The sequence below is a fragment of the Pseudooceanicola profundus genome (genome assembly GCF_054919315.1).
Map to the genome: position 1 here is coordinate 1,758,740 of NZ_CM142898.1, position 16,847 is coordinate 1,775,586.

General features: G+C 66.1%; 16 protein-coding genes. 6 read left to right on the top strand and 10 right to left on the bottom strand.

The window, feature by feature from the left end; all coding sequences use genetic code 11:
- Nucleotides 1–3 precede the first annotated feature (3 nt).
- On the top strand, nt 4–1,482 hold the full coding sequence (locus tag ACX9MO_RS08060) for an inorganic phosphate transporter (protein WP_222490829.1): 1,479 nt from the start codon (nt 4–6) through the stop codon (nt 1,480–1,482).
- A gap of 6 nt (nt 1,483–1,488) precedes the next feature.
- On the opposite strand, the gene ACX9MO_RS08065 is transcribed toward ACX9MO_RS08060, so the two are convergent.
- The 5 genes from ACX9MO_RS08065 to ACX9MO_RS08085 all read right to left on the bottom strand — a co-directional run bounded on the left by ACX9MO_RS08065 (nt 1,489) and on the right by ACX9MO_RS08085 (nt 7,064).
- Nucleotides 1,489–2,208 carry a sulfotransferase-like domain-containing protein gene (locus ACX9MO_RS08065; RefSeq protein ID WP_462214161.1) on the bottom strand — a complete coding sequence of 240 codons (720 nt, stop codon included), beginning with the start codon at nt 2,206–2,208 and terminating at the stop codon, nt 1,489–1,491.
- On the bottom strand, nt 2,205–3,113 hold the full coding sequence (locus tag ACX9MO_RS08070; protein WP_462214162.1) for a D-amino acid aminotransferase: 909 nt from the start codon (nt 3,111–3,113) through the stop codon (nt 2,205–2,207). Before ACX9MO_RS08070 ends, ACX9MO_RS08065 begins: the two co-directional genes overlap by 4 nt.
- 209 nt (nt 3,114–3,322) lie before the next feature.
- The gene (locus tag ACX9MO_RS08075) at nt 3,323–3,742 is read right to left on the bottom strand and encodes a DUF7282 domain-containing protein (protein ID WP_222490826.1); all 420 of its coding nucleotides are present in this window, start codon (nt 3,740–3,742) and stop codon (nt 3,323–3,325) included.
- A gap of 195 nt (nt 3,743–3,937) precedes the next feature.
- Nucleotides 3,938–4,807 (bottom strand): ribokinase, encoded by an 870-nt coding sequence (locus ACX9MO_RS08080; RefSeq protein WP_462214163.1) that lies wholly within the window; start codon nt 4,805–4,807, stop codon nt 3,938–3,940.
- Nucleotide 4,808: 1 nt separating this feature from the next.
- A complete protein-coding gene (locus ACX9MO_RS08085; protein ID WP_222490824.1) occupies nt 4,809–7,064 on the bottom strand; it encodes an NADP-dependent malic enzyme in 2,256 nt (751 codons plus the stop codon).
- 143 nt (nt 7,065–7,207) lie between these two features.
- Here ACX9MO_RS08085 and mutS point away from each other — a divergent pair, with 143 nt between their 5' ends.
- Nucleotides 7,208–9,829, top strand: a complete 2,622-nt coding sequence (gene mutS, locus ACX9MO_RS08090; RefSeq protein WP_462214436.1) for a DNA mismatch repair protein MutS — start codon at nt 7,208–7,210, stop codon at nt 9,827–9,829.
- A 169-nt stretch (nt 9,830–9,998) separates the two neighbouring features.
- Here the strand turns inward: mutS and grpE are convergent, their stop codons facing one another.
- Both grpE and hrcA read right to left on the bottom strand, forming a co-directional pair.
- Nucleotides 9,999–10,556, bottom strand: coding sequence for a nucleotide exchange factor GrpE (grpE, locus tag ACX9MO_RS08095; RefSeq protein WP_222490823.1), 558 nt, complete (start codon nt 10,554–10,556; stop codon nt 9,999–10,001).
- A gap of 9 nt (nt 10,557–10,565) precedes the next feature.
- Nucleotides 10,566–11,624: a heat-inducible transcriptional repressor HrcA gene (hrcA, locus tag ACX9MO_RS08100; protein WP_222490822.1), complete on the bottom strand. Its 1,059-nt coding sequence runs from the start codon at nt 11,622–11,624 to the stop codon at nt 10,566–10,568.
- Nucleotides 11,625–11,739: 115 nt separating this feature from the next.
- On the opposite strand from hrcA, the gene rph reads away from it, so the two are divergent.
- From rph to ACX9MO_RS08120, 4 genes are read left to right on the top strand one after another with little or no spacing between them, the layout of a single operon-like run.
- Nucleotides 11,740–12,456 (top strand): ribonuclease PH, encoded by a 717-nt coding sequence (gene rph / locus ACX9MO_RS08105; RefSeq protein ID WP_222490821.1) that lies wholly within the window; start codon nt 11,740–11,742, stop codon nt 12,454–12,456.
- A complete protein-coding gene (rdgB, locus tag ACX9MO_RS08110; protein WP_462214164.1) occupies nt 12,449–13,057 on the top strand; it encodes an RdgB/HAM1 family non-canonical purine NTP pyrophosphatase in 609 nt (202 codons plus the stop codon). Before rph ends, rdgB begins: the two co-directional genes overlap by 8 nt.
- Complete coding sequence (hemW, locus tag ACX9MO_RS08115) at nt 13,050–14,207, top strand: radical SAM family heme chaperone HemW (RefSeq protein ID WP_462214165.1); 1,158 nt, start codon at nt 13,050–13,052, stop codon at nt 14,205–14,207. The genes rdgB and hemW overlap by 8 nt, the downstream gene beginning before the upstream one ends.
- On the top strand, nt 14,207–14,566 hold the full coding sequence (locus ACX9MO_RS08120; RefSeq protein WP_222490818.1) for a YbaN family protein: 360 nt from the start codon (nt 14,207–14,209) through the stop codon (nt 14,564–14,566). The genes hemW and ACX9MO_RS08120 overlap by 1 nt, the downstream gene beginning before the upstream one ends.
- On the opposite strand, the gene ACX9MO_RS08125 is transcribed toward ACX9MO_RS08120, so the two are convergent.
- The 3 genes from ACX9MO_RS08125 to rsmG are packed head-to-tail and all read right to left on the bottom strand — an operon-like array spanning nt 14,550 to nt 16,846.
- Nucleotides 14,550–15,443, bottom strand: coding sequence for a ParB/RepB/Spo0J family partition protein (locus ACX9MO_RS08125; protein ID WP_462214166.1), 894 nt, complete (start codon nt 15,441–15,443; stop codon nt 14,550–14,552). The two genes, ACX9MO_RS08120 and ACX9MO_RS08125, sit on opposite strands and share 17 nt — an antisense overlap.
- A gap of 37 nt (nt 15,444–15,480) precedes the next feature.
- Nucleotides 15,481–16,290 carry a ParA family protein gene (locus tag ACX9MO_RS08130; protein WP_222490816.1) on the bottom strand — a complete coding sequence of 270 codons (810 nt, stop codon included), beginning with the start codon at nt 16,288–16,290 and terminating at the stop codon, nt 15,481–15,483.
- A complete protein-coding gene (rsmG, locus tag ACX9MO_RS08135) occupies nt 16,283–16,846 on the bottom strand; it encodes a 16S rRNA (guanine(527)-N(7))-methyltransferase RsmG (protein ID WP_462214167.1) in 564 nt (187 codons plus the stop codon). Before rsmG ends, ACX9MO_RS08130 begins: the two co-directional genes overlap by 8 nt.
- Nucleotide 16,847: the final 1 nt, after the last annotated feature.

Consider the following 16,847-nt stretch of genomic DNA (forward strand, 5'->3'; position numbering starts at 1 on the left):
ACTTTGACCGAGACGAACGACAAGACCCGCGCGTGGCAAACGCTCGACCGTGACCTGAACCGGATCACGCGCCTCGAAGCGGCCACGCTCTATACTTCGCGCCCGCTGGTCGGTGTCGGGATCTCGCTCGTCTTCGTGACGCTGGCGGCGCTGACCGCACTGATCCTGACCGGGGCCGAACCGGGCTCCTTCGTCGTGGTGATCGCGGCCGCCTTCGGTGCCTACATGGCGCTGAACATCGGGGCCAACGACGTCGCCAACAACATGGGCCCCGCCGTGGGCGCCGGCGCCCTGCCGATGATGGGCGCCATCGCCATTGCCGCGATCTTCGAAAGCGCGGGCGCCCTGATCGCGGGCGGCGACGTGGTCTCGACCATCTCCAAGGGGATCATCGACCCGGCGGGCCTCGCCAGCAGCACCTATTTCATCTGGGCGATGATGTCGGCGCTGCTCTCGGCGGCGATCTGGGTCAATATCGCCACGTGGATCGGTGCCCCGGTCTCCACCACCCACTCCGTCGTGGGCGGGGTCATGGGCGCGGGCATCGCCGCCGCCGGCCTCTCCGTCGTGGACTGGCACCAGATGAGCGCGATCGCCGCCAGCTGGGTGATCTCGCCGCTTCTGGGGGGTATCTTCGCCGCCGCCATGCTGGCCTTCATCAAGTGGAAGGTGATCTACGTCGAGGACAAGATCGCCGCCGCGCGGGTCTGGGTGCCGGTGCTGATCGGGATCATGGCCGCCGCCTTTGCCACCTACCTGGCGCTGAAGGGGCTGAAACACCTCATCCATATCGACATGGCCCGCGCGCTGATCATCGGCGGCCTCACCGGCATCGGCTGCGGTCTGGCCGCCGTGCCGCTGATCCGCCGCCAGTCGAAGGGGCTGGAGAACCGCAACCGCTCACTGAAGATCCTCTTCCGCCTGCCGCTGGTGATCTCGGCCGCGCTGCTCTCCTTCGCCCACGGGGCGAACGATGTGGCCAATGCGGTGGGGCCGCTGGCCGCCGTGGTCTATGCCCAGCAGACCGCCGGCGTCTCCGGCGAGGTCGCGATCCCGCTCTGGGTCATGGTGATCGGGGCGCTCGGGATTTCCTTCGGCCTCGTGCTCTTCGGGCCCAAGCTGATCTCCATGGTGGGCAACCAGATCACCAAGCTGAACCCGATGCGGGCCTATTGCGTCGCGCTCTCCGCGGCTGTCACCGTCATCGCCGCCTCCTGGCTGGGCCTGCCGGTGAGCTCGACCCACATCGCCGTCGGTGGCATCTTCGGCGTCGGCTTCTTCCGGGAATGGCACGCCGAACGGCGCGCCCGCCAGATGCAGGCGATCCGCCCACCCAAGGTCATCGCGCCCGAGGAACGCAAGCGGCGTAAGCTGGTGCGCCGGTCGCATTTCATGACCATCGTCGCCGCCTGGGTCATCACCGTGCCCGCCGCCGCGATCCTGTCCGGCATCTGCTTCGCGATCCTGTCGTTCCTCGGCTGAGGGACCTCAGGCCCTGAGCCGCAGCGGCGCGAGCCTCTCGTAGGAGGGCAGCGCCGCCTCGGCCAGGGCCTTGCCCGCGCCCTCCAGAACCGGCATCGGCCCCTCCGCCCCGGCAAAGCCGGTGGAGCCATGGACGGCGTTGTACCAATGCGCGGCCCAGATGCCGTCCTCCGCCTTGGGGCCGGCGGGCCAGTGCAGCATCGCCGGGTCCCAGTCAAGGCCGAGCGCGTCGCACAGTGCCCTCAGCGTCCCCTCCGGATCCGCGCGCACATCGGCACTGTCGAGGACCACGGGCGCATGGCCCTCTGCCAGCAACTGATCGTAGAGCTCCGCCTGCTGGGTGAAGCCGATCTCTGCCAGTTCCGGGTTCTCGTACTTGGCCGAGAAGGAGGCCACGACGCGCGCGGGATGGCGGATCAGCAGGATATGCTTCATGCCACCGATCCAGTCGCGGCGGATCCGGGGCAGCATGTGCTGCGCCATGTGCTTGTGATAAACGTGGGGCAGATCGCCCGGGTTCGGACCCGTCAGCGCGGCGATCACCGCCTCCGGATCCGTCGGCTGCGAGGCGAGGATCTCCTCCCCCATCGGATGCACCCGCCCGGTCATGGCGAGGTAGGCGGCATAGAAGGGCTCATCCACCGCGCCGCAATCGGCCCGGTTGGCAAAGCTGTACATCATCGCGGTGGAGATGTTCCGCGGACCGGACCAGCAGGCGATCTTCATTGCGCCGCCTCCGCCGCCACGAGGTCCTTGTAGAGCGCCCGGATCCGCTCCGTCACGGGACCGAGCTGCCCAGTGCCGATCCGGCGCCCGTCGATCTCGCTCACCGGGGTCTGGGCCCCAAAGGTGCCGGTCAGGAAGGCCTCGTCCGCGCCATAGGTATCGACGAGGGAAAAATTCCTCTCGAACACGGGGATATCGTTGGCGCGGCAGAGGTCGATCACCTTCTGCCGGGTGATCCCGTTCATGCAGTAATCCCCCGTGGAGGTCCAAACCGCGCCCTTGCGCACGATGAAGAAGTTGCAGGCATTTGTGGTGTTCACGAAGCCATGCACGTCCAGCATCAGCGCCTCGTCCGCGCCGGCCTTCTCGGCGGCAATACAGGCGAGGATGCAGTTCAGCTTGGAGTGGGAGTTCAGCTTGGGATCCTGCGTCATCGGCAGGCCGCGCTGGTGCGGAACCGTGGCCAGCCGGATCGGGCGGCCAAGCGCGGGGCGCGAATGCTCCATGATGATTGCCAACGTCGGACCGGAGCGGCTGAGCGAAGGGTGCTGGAACGGGCGCACCTTGGTCCCGCGGGTGATCATCAGCCGGGCGTGGGCGTCCGTCTCCATCCCGTTGGCGGCACGGGTCTCTTCCAGCGCGGCAATCACACCCGCGCGATCCATTCCGATGTCGAGGTCGATCGCCAGAGCCGCCTCGAACAGCCGGTCGAGGTGATCGTCGAGGAAGGCCCAATGCCCGTCATAGAGACGCAGACCCTCCCAGATGCCATCGCCCAGCATGAAGCCGCTGTCATAGATGCTGACCACCGCGTCGGCCTTGCCGACGATCCGGCCATTGAGCCAGAACTTGAGGTCGTCGTTGCGCGGATCGTGTTCCGCGTCGTGGGTCGTCTGTTCCTGCATGGGCACTCCCTTTCGGGGGCGAGGCTACGCAGGTGTCCCGGGAATGCCAAGCGGCCGGCGCGGCGGCCCGGCCATGGGTGCAAACTTCGTCACGGGCCCTGTCAGAAAGGGATCGGGGCCGAAAAAAGACCGGGGCCCCCAAAAAAAAGACCGGGGCAGGTACGGCTACCGCCCCGGCAAGTCGGGATACACGAGGGAACGTGTGGAGGTTACTTGGCCGTGATCGTCGCCATCACGAGCTTGCCGTCCGGCTTGATCGGCCCATCCTCCGTGGCCCCAAGCGTATATTCGAAGACGCCCGGCGACATGCCGCCCGCCTCCGAATGGACCATCAGCATCAGCATGTCGCCCGAGGCGACATCTTCCTGAAGGATTGCCGCGACATCATGGTTCTCACCGGCCCGCAGCGGCGCATAGCCCACCACCGGGCCCGGCTTCATCTCTGCATCGGTGCGATGCACCACCATCCAGCCATTTTCGCCGGCGGTGATCATCTCGGCGCTGACCACGCCGTTCGAAACGTCCTGATCCATCGCCTTGACCATCGGGGTCATCATGGAGCCGTGGTTGTCGGCCATCGCGGTGGTCGCGGCCATCAGCACGGCGGCGGTCGTCAGAATGGTCTTCATGTATTCTCTCCCTGGGTTCTCATAGGTCCCGGCACAGAGGCTCCGGGGCCCGGGCGATATGCCCGAACTGCCAATAGACACGTTACGCAGGGTCAGGAGTTTCGGACCAAGTGTCCGGATAACATAAGTGTGAAATACAGGATTGTTTCGCGCCGTATTTACAGGGGTTTTGGGCCCGATCAGCCCCGGCCGCGGTCACCCCGCGGCCAGCACCTCGTCCCGCGTGGGGATGGCATCGGCGGTGCCTGCACGGGTCACCTTCAGGGCGGCGGCGCGCTGTGCCAGCGTGATCGCAGTGGCCATGTCCTCGCCCCGGTCGAGCCCGGCCATCAGGTAGCCGGTGAAGGTATCGCCCGCGCCCGTGGTATCCACCACCTGCACCTTCGGCGCGGGAAAATCGCGACTTTCCCCCGATACAGTGTCGATCCAGCGGCAGCCCTCGGCCCCCAGCGTGATTACCACCTGCCTCACCGGCAGCTTCTCGGGCGCCAGCCCGGTGGCGGCCTGCAACTGCTCTGCCTCGATCCGGTTCATCACCAGCAGATCGAGAAGATCGAGCACCTCCTGCACGGCCGCCGCCTCGAACGGGGCCGCCGCATAGGCCACGGTCAGGCCCTTGGCACGGGCTGTTTCGGCAAAGGCCCGTTGCAGGTTCGTCTCGTTCTGGAAGACGGCGATATCGCCGGATTGCGCCGCGTCCAGCGCCGCCACCATGTCCGTTTCGGCAATCTGACGGTTGGCCCCCGGAAAGATCACGATAGAATTCTCGCCCTCGGGATCGAGGTAGATCACCGCGTGGCCCGAGGGGCCCTCGTGCAGCGCCAGATGGGCGACATCGACGCCATATCGCTCCAGCCGCTCCCGCATCCAGACGCCATCGGGGCCCACGGCCCCGATATGCACCGCCCGCGCGCCCGCACGGGCGACGGCGACGGACATGTTCGCCCCCTTGCCGCCGAGGCCCCGGTCATGGGAGAGCGCGGCCAGCGTCTCCCCCGGCGCGGGCATGTGCGGCAGCCTGTAGAACAGATCCGCGTTGACCGAGCCGAGGTTGAAGACCGCCATGTCAGCCGACCTTGGTGGCCGCGAGGACCGCCATGTTCAGGATGTCGTTCACGGTGGAGCCGGTGGAGCAGATCTGGATCGACTGATCCACACCGGCGAGGATCGGGCCGATCACCGTGGCACCTGCCATCTCCTGCATCAGCTTGACCGAGATCGAGGCCGAATGCCGCGCCGGCACCACGAGGATGTTGGCCGGGCCGGTCAGGCGCTGGAACGGGTAGTTGCCCTGGATCTTGGTGTTGAGCGCCACGTCAACGGTCATCTCGCCTTCGTACTCGAAGTCGGCGCCGCGCGCGTCCAGCACTTCCGGGGCGAGGTGCATCTTCTCGGCGCGTTCCGACACCGGGTAGCCGAAGGTCGAGAAGCTGACGAAGGCCACCCGCGGCTCCAGCCCCAGATGACGCGCAACGCCTGCCGCCGCCGTGGCGATATTGGCAAGGTCATGCTCGTCGGGCCATTCATGCACCAGCGTATCCGCGATCAGCACGATCCGGCCCTTGTGCAGCAGCGCGGTGATCCCCACCGCGCCATGTTCCGCATCGGCGTCGAAGACGTGGTTCACCAGTTCCATCACGTGGGCCGACTTCCGCGTCGCGCCGGTGACGAGGCCATCGCCATGGCCATGGGCCAGCATCAGGGCCGCAAAGACGTGACGATCCCGCGCCGCCAGCCGGTGGACGTCGATCATGTCGAAGCCCTTGCGCTGCAACCGGTCGTAGAGGAAGGCCTTGTAGGTCTCGAGGTGTTCGGTGTTGGCGGCGTTCACGATCTCCAGCTCGCCCACGGCGTCGGCCATGCCGGCGGCCTTCAGCTTGGCCTCGACGTCCGACTGGCGGCCCACGACGACCGCATGGCCGAAGCCCGACCGCTGGTAGAGCACCGCGGCCCGCAGCACGCGGGGATCGTCGCCCTCGGCAAAGATCATCCGCGCCTGCGCGTTGCGCGCACGGGTGTTGATCGACCGCAGGATGCTCGCCGTCGGGTCCATCCGGGTCTTCAGGCTCAGCTCGTAGCCGTCCATGTCCACGATCGGACGCCGCGCGGCCCCGGTCTCCATCCCCGCCTGCGCCACGGCGGGCGGAATGCGGTGGATCAGGCGCGGGTCGAAGGGCGTCGGGATGATGTAGTCGCGGCCGAAGGTCAGCGCCTTGCCATAGGCCATCGCCACCTCGTCCGGCACGTCTTCCCGCGCCAGTTCGGCCAGGGCCTGCGCGCAGGCGATCTTCATCTCGTCGTTGATCGCGCGGGCGTGGATGTCCAGCGCACCGCGGAACAGGTAGGGGAAGCCGAGGACGTTGTTCACCTGGTTCGGGTAGTCCGACCGGCCGGTGGCGACGATGGCATCCTCACGGACGGCATGGGCCTCTTCCGGGGTGATCTCGGGATCGGGGTTCGCCATGGCGAAGATGACCGGGTCCTTGGCCATCGCTTCGACCATCGCGGGGGTCACCGCGCCCTTGACCGACACGCCGAGGAAGACATCCGCATCCTTCATCGCCTCTTCCAGTGTGCGCAGGTCGGTCTTCACCGCATGGGCCGACTTCCACTGGTTCATCCCCTCGGTCCGGCCCTGGTAGATGACGCCCTTGGTGTCGCAGACGATGCAGTTCTCGTTCTTCGCGCCCATCCGCTTGAGCAGCTCGATGCAGGCGATGCCCGCCGCCCCTGCCCCGTTGAGGACGATCTTCACGTCCTCGATCTTCTTGCCCGACAGGTGCAGCGCGTTGATCAGGCCCGCGGCGCAGATCACGGCGGTGCCGTGCTGGTCATCGTGGAAGACCGGGATATCCATCTCTTCCTTGAGCCGCTGCTCGATGATGAAACACTCCGGCGCCTTGATGTCCTCGAGGTTGATGCCGCCGAAGGTCGGCCCCATCAGCTTGACCGCGTTCACGAAGGCATCCACGTCCGTGGTGTCCAGCTCGATGTCGATGGAGTTCACGTCGGCGAAGCGCTTGAAGAGCACCGCCTTGCCCTCCATCACCGGCTTGGAGGCCAGCGCGCCGAGGTTGCCGAGGCCCAGCACCGCCGTCCCGTTCGAGATCACGGCGACGAGGTTGCCCTTGTTGGTGTAATCATAGGCCGTCTCGGGGTTCTGCGCGATTTCCTCGCAGGGCACGGCCACGCCGGGCGAATAGGCGAGCGACAGGTCCCGCTGCGTGGTCATCGGCACGGTGGCGGAAATCTCGAACTTGCCCGGGGTGGGTTCGAGGTGGAAGGCCAGTGCGTCTTCGCGCGTGATACGGTTGCGGCTCATGTTGATCCCCTTCTGCGGTCGACGCGTCTTACACAACGTCACGCAGGCTGCCAACCGGCCCCTTTCGCCGCAGCTGCACGGTCGATAGGATGGGCGCCGGAACTTTGGGGGATGCCGTGAACAAGGCCGCAACTGTCACGCCGATGATGGCACAATATCTGGAAATCAAGGCGCAGTACCAGAACGCGCTTCTTTTCTACCGGATGGGCGATTTCTACGAGATGTTCTTCGACGACGCCGTCGCGGCGGCCGAGGCGCTCGATATCGCGCTCACCAAGCGCGGCAAGCACCTGGGCGAGGATATCGCCATGTGCGGCGTGCCGGTCCACGCGGCCGAGAACTACCTGCTGACGCTGATCCGCAAGGGCTTCCGCGTCGCCGTCTGCGAACAGATGGAAGACCCCTCCGAGGCCAAGAAGCGCGGCTCGAAATCCGTGGTGCGCCGCGATGTCGTCCGCCTCGTCACCCCCGGCACCCTGACCGAGGAGAGCCTGCTGGAGGCGCGGCGCCACAACTACCTCGCGGCCTACGCCATGCTGCGGGACGAAGGCGCGCTAGCCTGGGTCGATATCTCCACCGGGGCCTTCCATGTCATGCCCCTGCCGCCGGTGCGCCTTGGTCCGGAATTGGCCCGGCTGATGCCCTCCGAGGTGGTGATCAGCGAAAGCCAAGAGGCCGATTTCGCCGAAACAGTCTCTGAATCCGGCGCCTCGCTCACGCCCTTGGGCCGCGCCGCCTTCGACAGCACCGGCGCCGAGAAACGCCTGCTCTCGCTCTTCGGTGTCGGCTCGCTGGAGGCCTTCGGCAGCTTCACCCGCCCCGAGGTCGCCGCCATGGGCGCGATCGTCGAATGGCTGGAGATCACCCAGAAGGGCAAGCTGCCGCTCCTGCGCCCGCCCGTGCGCGAGGCCGAAGAGCGCACCATGCAGATCGACGCCGCGACCCGGCGCAACCTCGAACTGACCCATTCGCTTGCCGGGGGCCGCGCGGGCTCGCTGCTTTCCGCCATCGACCGGACGGTCACCGCCGGCGGGGCCCGGCTGCTCGAACGCCGCCTCTCCAGCCCCTCCCGCGTGCTCTCCACGGTGCAGGACCGGCTCTCCGCCGTCGATTTCGCCGTGGAACAGTCTCGATTGACGGCGGATCTGCGCGATGCGCTGCGCAAGGTGCCGGACCTCGACCGCGCCCTCTCGCGGCTCTCCCTCGACCGGGGGGGCCCGCGCGATCTCGCCGCCATCCGGAACGGGCTGACACAGGCCGAAACCCTTGCACAGACCCTGTTCGGCCGCGATCTGCCCGATCTCCTCGCCCGGGCCGCCGCCGATCTCACCGGACATGACGACCTGCTCACGCTCCTCGACCAGGCGCTCGTGGCGGAGCCGCCGCTCCTCGCCCGCGACGGCGGCTTCATCGCCCCCGGGTTCGAGCCGGAGCTCGACGACAGCCGCCAGCTGCGCGACGAGGGTCGCGGCGTCATTGCCCAGATGCAGACCCGATACGCCGAGGAGACCGGCATCTCCTCCCTCAAGATCAAGCACAACAACGTGCTGGGCTACTTCGTCGAGGTGACGGCCACCCATGCCGAGAAGATGCTCTCCGAGCCGCTGAACGAGCGCTTCAAGCACCGCCAGACCACGGCGAACCAGCTGCGCTTCACCACGCCGGAACTGAGCGAGATGGAGACCCGGATCCTGAACGCCGGTGGCCGGGCGCTGGAGATCGAAAAGCGGCTCTATGACAGGCTGAAAGAGACCATTCTGGAGAGCGCGCCCCTGATCGGCGGCACCGCCCGCGCGCTCTCCGAGATCGACCTCGCCACCGGGCTGGCCGACCTGTCGCGGGCCGAGAACTGGTGCCGCCCCGACGTGACGGACAGCCGCGCGCTCAAGATCGACGGTGGCCGCCACCCGGTGGTGGAACAGAGCCTGCGCAAGCAGGGCGCGCCCTTCATCGCCAACGATTGCGACCTTTCGGGCGGCGATCAGGCGGAGATCTGGCTGCTCACCGGCCCGAACATGGCCGGTAAGTCGACCTTCCTGCGCCAGAACGCGCTGATCGTACTGCTGGCGCAGATGGGCAGCCACGTGCCCGCCAGCTCTGCCCAGATCGGCCTCGTGAGCCAGCTCTTCTCCCGCGTCGGCGCCTCCGACGACCTCGCCCGCGGCCGCTCGACCTTCATGGTCGAAATGGTCGAAACCGCGGCGATCCTGAACCAGGCCGACGACCGCGCCCTCGTCATTCTCGACGAGATCGGCCGCGGCACGGCCACCTACGATGGCCTCTCCATCGCCTGGGCCACGCTGGAACACCTCCACGACGTGAACGCCTGCCGGGCGCTCTTCGCCACCCACTACCACGAGCTCACCCAGCTCGCCGGCAAGCTCGGCAAGGTGGACAATGCCACGGTGGCGGTCCGGGAGTACGAGGGCGACGTGATCTTCCTGCACGAGGTGCGCCGCGGCGCCGCCGATCGCAGCTACGGGGTGCAGGTGGCCAAGCTCGCCGGCCTGCCCGACAGTGTCGTCGCCCGCGCCCGCACGGTCCTCGACGCGCTGGAGAAGGGCGAACGCGAGGGCGGCACCAAGCCCAAGGCGCTGATCGACGATCTGCCGCTCTTTGCCGCCGCCCCGCCGCCCGCCGCCAAACCCGTGCCGAAAGCCTCCCCCGCGCTTGACCTCCTCGCCACGATCACGCCCGATGACCTCTCCCCGCGCGAGGCACTGGACCTGCTCTACAAGCTGAAGAACGCCAGCGGCGAGAGCTGACCCCCACATCCACTGTTCCAAAATATCCTCGGGGGGCGGGCCGCAGGCCCGGGGGGCAGACAGCCCCCTCCACCCCCGCAGGAAAGACCAACGCACACAAAAAGAGGCGCCAGGAAAACCGCGGCGCCTCTTTACATCTGTGGTTGGCGGGCCTGTTACCCGTGAAACATCAGCCCGGGTTGGACGAAACGCCGACCTGTGCGGGACGCAGCAGGCGGTCGTGCAGCATGAAGCCCTCTGCGGCGACCTGGATGATCTCGCCGGACTTGGTGCCGGGCACGGGGGCCTCGAACATCGCCTGGTGGTGGTTCGGATCGAACTTGTCGCCCACCTCCGGCGAGATCGGCTCGATCCCGTGCTTGCGGAAGACGTTGACCAGTTCGCGCATGGTCAGCTCGACGCCCTCGATCAGCGCGGCGGTGGCCTCGGTCTGCTCACCGGCGGCTTCGAGCGCGCGCTTCATGTTGTCGTAGACCGGCAGCATGTCGCGCGCCAGTTTCGAACCGCCGTAGTTCTCGGCTTCGCGCCGGTCCTTGTCGGCCCGCTTGCGCGCGTTCTCCGCGTCGGCCAGCGCCCGCATGAAGCGGTTCTTCAGTTCGTCGCGTTCGGCGCGCAGCGCGTCAAGCTCCGCGGCTTCGTCGTCGATCTCTGCCATATCCTCGGCATAGGCCTCGGCCTCGGCATCCTCGATATCGTCGAGAAAATCGTCTTTCTTAGGCTCTGCCATGTCTCACCTCTAACTCCGGTCGGAAATCATCCGCCCTACCAGCTGTGCCGTGTAGTCCACGATCGGCACGATCCGACCGTAGTTCAATCGCGTCGGACCAATGACTCCCACGGCACCAATGATCTTTCGGTCAGCGTTCATATATGGAGAAACCACCAGAGAGGAACCCGAAAGTGAGAAAAGTTTGTTCTCCGAGCCGATAAAGATCCGCACCCCGTCGCCCTCTTCGGCCAGCTGCAGAAACTCGGCAATGTCCCGCTTGCGCTCGAGGTCGTCAAAGAGCGTGCGGATGCGGTCGAGGTCCTCTTCCGCGGTGGCTTCCAGCAGGTTCGCGCGGCCCCGGACGATGAGTCGCTCGTAGCTGTCGCCCTCTCCGTCCCAGACCGCGAGCCCGCTGTCGATCAGCTCCTGCGCCAGCACGTCGATCTCCTGCCGGCGGGCGGCGATCTCGCGGCGCATCACGCTTTTCAGGTCGGAAAGTGTCCGCCCCTCGATCAGCGCGTTCATGAAGTTGGCCGCCTCGCGCATGGAGGACGGCGTCTGGCCCGGCGGCGGCGTGAAGAGACGGTTCTCCACGTGGCCATCGGCAAAGACCAGCACCACCAGCGCCCGGTCGGGCGCGAGGCTGACGAACTCGATATGCTTGATCGGGGCCTCGTGCTTGGGCGCCAGCACCAGCGAGGCGCCATGGGTCGCCCCCGAGAGCGCCGCGCCCACGCGGTCGAGCATCGCGCCCACGTCGCCGCGATTGCCCAGCGTGGCGTCCAGCATCTCGCGGTCGGTGCTTTGCAGGTCGCCTACTTCCAGCAGACCGTCCACGAACATGCGCAGGCCCATCTGCGTCGGCACCCGGCCGGCAGAGACATGGGGCGAGTTCAGCAGGCCAAGATACTCGAGGTCCTGCATCACGTTGCGCACCGTCGCGGCCGAGACCTTCTCGGACATCACGCGGGTCAGGCTGCGGGAGCCGACCGGCTCGCCATTCTCCAGATAGCCCTCGACGACCCGGCGGAAGACCTCCCGCGAGCGGTCGTTGAGTTCGTTCAGAATGGAAGTTCCGTTGCTCATCTGTCGAGGTCCTGCCCTTGGCCGCCCATTAAAGAGCCCCTGCCCCAAAGGTCAATCGGGGTTGCGTTCACGAGGTGGCCATGACTATGTCGCCCGCAAACGAAAGGGGTGCCCAATGCGACCGTCAGGACGAGATTTAAGCGAAATGCGCGCGGTTTCAATCGAAACCGGGGTCACGAAACACGCCGAGGGCTCGTGCCTGATCAAGATGGGCGACACCCATGTGCTCTGCACCGCGACGCTGGAAGACCGCGTGCCGCCCTTCATCAAGGGCACCGGTCTGGGCTGGGTGACGGCGGAATACGGCATGCTGCCGCGCTCCACCACCTCGCGGATGCGCCGTGAGGCCGCCATGGGCAAGCAAGGCGGCCGCACCGTCGAGATCCAGCGCCTCATCGGCCGCGCCCTGCGCGCCGGTGTCGACCGCTCGGCCCTGGGCGAGCGCCAGATCACCATCGACTGTGACGTGATCCAGGCCGATGGCGGCACTCGCTGCGCCTCGATCACCGGCGGCTGGGTCGCGCTGCGCATCGCGGTCAACAAGCTGATGAAGACCGGCGCCGTCGTTTCCGACCCGCTGGTCGATCCCGTGGCCGCCGTCTCCTGCGGCATCTACGCCGGTCAGCCGGTGCTGGACCTCGACTACCCCGAGGACAGCGATGCGGGCGTGGACGGCAACTTCATCATGACCGGTTCCAAGCGGCTGATCGAAGTGCAGATGTCGGCGGAAGGCTCCGTCTTCTCCCGTGCCCAGATGGACCAGCTCCTCGACCTCGCCGAAAAGGGCGTGGGCGAGCTGGTGGAAATCCAGAAGGCCGCCGCCAATGCGTAAGTTCGAGGGCAAGGAGCTGGTTCTGGCCAGCCACAACAAGGGCAAGCTGGAGGAGATCACCGAGCTCCTCGCCCCCTTCGGGATCGCCGTCACCTCGGCCGCCGATCACGGCTTGGACGAGCCCGAAGAGACCGAGACGACCTTTGCCGGCAATGCGCGCATCAAGGCACACTACGCCGCCAAGGCGACCGGCCTGCCCGCGCTCTCCGATGACAGCGGCATCTCTGTCGATGGTCTCGACGGTCAGCCCGGTGTCTACACCGCCGACTGGGCCGAAACGCCTGACGGGCGGGACTTCGTCATGGCAATGACCAAGACCTGGACCAAGCTGGAAGAGCGCAACGCCCCCTTCCCCCGCACCGCGGCCTTCAACTGCACGCTCTGCCTCGCCTGGCCCGATGGCCATGACGAGGTGTTCGCGGGCAAGATGCCCGGCGAGGTGGTCTGGCCCATGCGCGGCACCAACGGGCACGGCTATGACCCGATCTTCGTGCCCGCAGGCTTCGACATCACCTTTGCCGAAATGACCTCGGAGCAGAAGAACGCGATCTCGCACCGCGCGGATGCCTTCGACAAGCTCGTGAAGGGCTGCTTTGCCTGAGGACTGGCAGAACGGAGGCTTCGGCCTCTACCTGCACTGGCCTTTCTGCGAGGCCAAGTGCCCCTATTGCGACTTCAACAGCCACGTGGTGCGCCACATCGATCAGCGCCGCTGGCTGGACGCCTATCTGAGCGAGCTGGACCGCACCGCCGCCCTGACCCCGAACCGCATCCTGCGGTCGGTCTTCTTCGGCGGCGGCACCCCCTCCCTCATGGAGCCCGAGATCGTCGCCGCGATCCTTGAACGGATCCGGCGGCTCTGGCCCCAGACCAACGACATCGAAGTGACACTCGAGGCGAACCCCGGATCCGTCGAGGCGGGACGCTTCCGTGCCTACGCGCAGGGCGGCGTGAACCGGGTCTCTCTCGGCGTTCAGGCGCTGAATGACGACGACCTGCGCCGCCTTGGACGGATCCATGACGTGGCACAGGCCCGGGCGGCCTTCGACATCGCCCGTGACGCCTTTGACCGTGTCTCCTTCGACCTGATCTATGCCCGGCAGAACCAGACCACCGCCCAGTGGCGTGCAGAGCTGTCAGAGGCGCTCTCCATGGCCGTGGATCACCTCTCGCTCTACCAGCTGACCATCGAACAGGGCACCGCCTTCGGAGACCGCTACAATCGCGGCAAGCTGCGCGGCCTGCCCGACGAGGACAGCGGCGCCGAGATGTACGAGATCACGCAGGAGCTGACCGAGGCCGCCGGCATGCCCGCCTACGAGGTCTCCAACCACGCCCGTGCAGGCGCGGAGAGCCGGCACAACCTGATCTACTGGAACTACGGCGACTACATCGGCATCGGCCCCGGCGCCCACGGCCGCCTGACACTCGACGGCACACGCTATGCCACCGAGACGGTGCTGGCCCCCGGCAAATGGCTGGAGTTGGTCGAAAGCGGCCAGCCCGCCGGCCCGGTCCGTGCGCTGGAGCCGCTCGACCAGGCCGAGGAATTCCTCATGATGGGCCTGCGCCTGACCGAGGGCATCGACCCGGAGCGCTATCACGTTCTTGCCGGTACCCCTTTGCCGGAAGCAAAAACGCAATATCTGTCTGATATCGGAATGATCCGGCGGGACGGTCCCCGCCTGAAGACGACGAAAGAAGGCAGGCTGGTGCTGAACGCAGTGATCTCGGAATACCTGGGCGGCTGATGCGGACCGTCTGGTTCCTCTGCGGGCTGACGGCGGTCCTGCTGGGCCTTATCGGCGCGGCACTCCCGATCATGCCCACGGTCCCCTTCATGCTGCTGGGGGCCTTCTGCTTTGCGCGTTCGTCCGAACGGCTGCATGACTGGCTGATGAGCCACCCGACCTTCGGGCCGCCCATCCATCATTGGCACGAAACCGGCTCTGTGACCAAGAAAACCAAGCAAATCACGACCATCTCGGTCTTTGCTGGCTTCTGCGTGTCCCTCGCCCTTGGTTTCGCGCCAATTATCCTTTTGATTCAGGCGCTTGTACTCTGCGGCGTCCTGATCTTCATCTGGTCGCGGCCTACCGCCCCGAACTGAGCAGGCTGCACAGCTCATCAAGCTTTTCGAGCGAGTCGTAGCTGATCACGACCTTGCCGCTCTTCTGCCCCTGGCTGTGGTCGATCGAGACCTTCATCCCTATCGTGGCCGACAGGTCGCCTTCCAGCGCCCGCGTATCCGCGTCCTTCTCGAGGCTGCGCGGCTTCTTCTCGGCCTTGGGTTTCTGCTCCTGCCCCAGCTTTACCAGACGCTCGGTCTCCCGCACGGAAAGCCCGCGCTGGATCACCTGGCGCGCCAGTGCCACGGGGTTCTCGGCGGTGATGAGAGCACGCGCGTGCCCGGCGGAGAGCTGCCCTTCCTTGAGGTAGTTCAGGATCTCCTCCGGCAGGTTCAGCAGACGCAGCAGGTTCGCGATATAGGAGCGGCTCTTGCCAAGCGCTTCCGCCACCTTCTCCTGCGTATGGCCGAACCGGTCCATCAACGCGCGGTAGCCCGCGGCCTCTTCGACCGGGTTCAGGTCCGCCCGCTGGATGTTCTCGATGATCGCGACTTCCAGAACTTCCGTATCGTTGAAGTCCCGCACCAGCACGGGGATTTCGTGCAGCTGCGCGATCTGCGCGGCACGCCAACGGCGTTCACCGGCGACGATCTCGTAGTTGCCGTCCTTTTCGCGAACGATCAGCGGCTGGATGATCCCCCGCACGCGGATCGATTCCGCCAGTTCGTCTAGCTGTTCGGGCGTGAAGGTCCGGCGCGGCTGATCGGGGTTCGGCTGAACCCGCTCGATCGGCACCAGAAGGTCAGGACGGCGCACCGCCTCCCCTGCCCCCTGCGCTTCCGTCTCCTCGGGACGGACATCCGCCATGAGGGCCGACAGCCCCCGGCCAAGGCCACGGCCTTTTCTCGCTTCACTCATGCTCTTCCCCTTCTTGTGGGCCCTCTTCCAGGGTGTTTTAGGCGGCGACCCGCTCGTTCTTCCGCATCAGCTCTTCCGCCAACTGGCGATAGGCCTGCGCCCCTTTCGAGGTGGTATCGAAATCCAGCACCGGCATCGCATAGGACGGTGCCTCGCTGACACGCACGTTGCGCGGAATGATGGTGCTGAAGACCAGATCGCCGAGGTTCTCCCGAGCGTCCTTCTCGACCTGCTGGGACAAGTTGTTGCGGGCGTCATACATGGTCAACACAATACCTTCGATCCGAAGGTCCTTGTTGGCGCTCTGACGCACTTCCCGCACCGTCAGCATCAGCTGCGACAGGCCTTCCAGCGCGAAGAACTCGGACTGCAGCGGGACCAACACCGAATGCGAAGCGACCATGGCGTTGACCGTCAGCAGGTTCAGCGAGGGAGGGCAGTCGATCAGGATATAGTCGAAGCGATAACGCTCCATCGCCGGCTGCCGCAGCGCGTCATGCAGCAGGAAACTGCGCTTCTCATTCGCGATCAGCTCGATATCCGCCGAGGACAGGTCCACCGTGGCAGGCACGATGCAGAGCCCGTCGATCTCGGTCGGCTGGATCACATCCTCCAACGCCACTTCGTCGAGCAGCAGTTCATAGGTCGTGTTCTCACGCTCTTCCAACTCGACGCCAAGACCGGTCGAGGCATTCCCCTGGGGATCAAGATCGATCAGAAGGACGTTGCACCCCTGCTCCACCAGAGCGGCGCTGAGGTTGATCGCGGTCGTGGTTTTCCCGACCCCGCCCTTCTGGTTGGCAATCGCGATAATCTTGGGCTGAGAAGAAGTGATAAGGTCAGACACGCGCGATTCCCCTGATTTTCAAGATGGCTGCACCGGGATTAGTCTTACTCTCGACCGCCTCCCAGTGGAAGCGCCACGCGGTTTCGGCGGCAGAAATTTCCTGCTTCCAGCGTGCGCCTTTCTGGAAATAGGCGATTCCCTTGGGCGCGAGATGCCGCTCGGCAAAGCCCAGAAGATCGCCGAGATCCGCGAGCGCCCGTGCCGACAGGAAGTCTGCCTGCTGTGGGTCCGCCTGCTCGATCCGCTGTGCCAGAACACGGCCGGGCGTGTGGGTTTCCCGGAGCACCGAGCGCAGGAAAGCCGCCTTCCGCTGGTCCGATTCGATCAGGGTAACATCCAGATCGGGCTGCTGATCCGCGGCGCAGATCGCGACAACCAACCCCGGAAAGCCCCCGCCGCTGCCCAGATCCACCCATTTCCCCTCTGGCGTTCCCGCAGCTTCGTAGACCTGAAGGCTGTCCAGGATGTGCCGGGTCCAGAGGTCATCCAAAGTGGACTTCGCCACGAGGTTGATCCGCGGGTTCCACTTTCTCAGAAGCTCGGCGTAGGTGTCCAAC